General features: G+C 73.0%; 1 protein-coding gene. It reads right to left on the reverse strand.

Features of this window, described 5'->3' with window-relative positions; genetic code table 11:
• Nucleotides 1-1,471, reverse strand: a 1,471-nt coding sequence (locus HMPREF3099_RS11780) for a DUF222 domain-containing protein (RefSeq protein WP_070706262.1), incomplete at its 3' end; no start/stop codon positions are given.
• Nucleotides 1,472-1,535: the final 64 nt, after the last annotated feature.

A 1,535-nucleotide genomic window follows, 5' to 3' on the forward strand; every position in this document is an offset into this window, starting at 1 on the left:
GGTGATCGGGGTGATCGGGGTCGTTCCTGGGTGGTGCCGTACCGGCCCCGGTGCCCGGTGGCGGCCCCTCGGCTGCTGCCCGGGGCGTCCTGCGGGGTGTCCAAGGCGTGTCGTGATGGATCTCGCACCAGGCGAACGGTCGATCACAGTGCTCCTCGGCGCACGTGGAGTAGGTGACCGCGAGGGCCTTGCGTTGGGAGTCGGTGAACACCCGGGTCTGCCGGCCCAGGTCCAGGACGGCCGAGTCGCTGCCCATGACCACCGGGACGATCCCGGCCGTGGCGGCCAGGCGGCGGACCTGCCCGGCCGAGACCTCCTCGTCGTGGTCGGTGACCCCGACCCGGTCAGTGACCCCGCGGAGGGTGTCCAGGTCGGTGCGCACCAGCAGGATCGCGGTCGAGGGTGTGGACAGGTGGTCGGTGGGCAGGTGGGAGACGAGCTCGGCGAAGGCCTTGCCCTGCTCGTGGGCCCAGTCCACCTGGCGATCACCCCACGAGGAACCCTCCTGCCCGTCGGTGGTCGCGGTGGTGGTGGTGGTCCGGTGGCGTGCGAGGCGGCGGGGGCTGGTCATGGCCTGCAGGACCTTGGCCAGCATCCGGCCCTGGAGGACCGGGAGGGTGAACCGTCCGGTCATCGTCCCGTCACCCTCCTCGCGGATCCAGAACGACGCGGCCGCCCACGCCTTGTCCTCCTGGGCAGCCACCCGGGTGTTCTCGTGGGTGTCAGCCACGGCCGTGGTGTACCCGAGGTCCTCCAGGACGCGGCGTGCCGCGCGCCGCAACGCCCGCACCGAGAGCTTCTGGGCCCTGACCGTGAGGACCTCCTCGGCGCGCAACTGCTCGGCGGGGGTCACGTGGTCGGGCAGGGCCTCGAGCTCACGGACGACGACCAGGGCCCGGTCGGCATCCACCAACCCCGCGTCCACCGCGCGAGCCAACGGCCGCAGCACCCGATCGCCGGCCGGACCACCACCCGTGCCACCGCCGGCACCGTCAATACTGGGACCGGGCTGCCCGGTGGCCTGGCCGGGCGCAACGGGCGGGGGCTCGGCCAGGGCACCGGCGAGCTCGGCCTCCCGGCGGGTCTGCCCCGCGGCACGCCCGGTCTTGGCCGCGACGAACTGCGCGTCGTCGTCGTGGGCCACCCGCCCCGCCTGGCGGGCGGCGCGTAGGACGTCGAACGACCGTCCTCGCACCCGCTCACCCCGGGCCGCCACCCTGGCTGCTTCCGTGGTCAGCCAGTCCAGCTCGACCGGGCCCACCGGCAGGCCCTCCTGGCCCGCGGCAGCGGCCAACGCCGACAACACCCGCCCCACCGCGGAGTCCAACCCCGCGAACGCCTCCACGACCTCACCCCACACCACCGCGGCAGCAGGGCCACCACCCCCACCGGGCACCGGCGTCTCGTTCGTCGTCCTGGGCACGGGCACCACCCCCTCGATGGCCAACCACTGGTCGAACCCCCTGTCCAACCAACTACCCCCACACTAGTACACACAACCGACCTAATGCAACCCCACCATCGAACATGTGAAC

The sequence above is a fragment of the Kytococcus sp. HMSC28H12 genome (genome assembly GCF_001816045.1).
In the GTDB taxonomy this organism is placed as follows: Bacteria; Actinomycetota; Actinomycetes; order Actinomycetales; family Dermatophilaceae; genus Kytococcus; species Kytococcus schroeteri.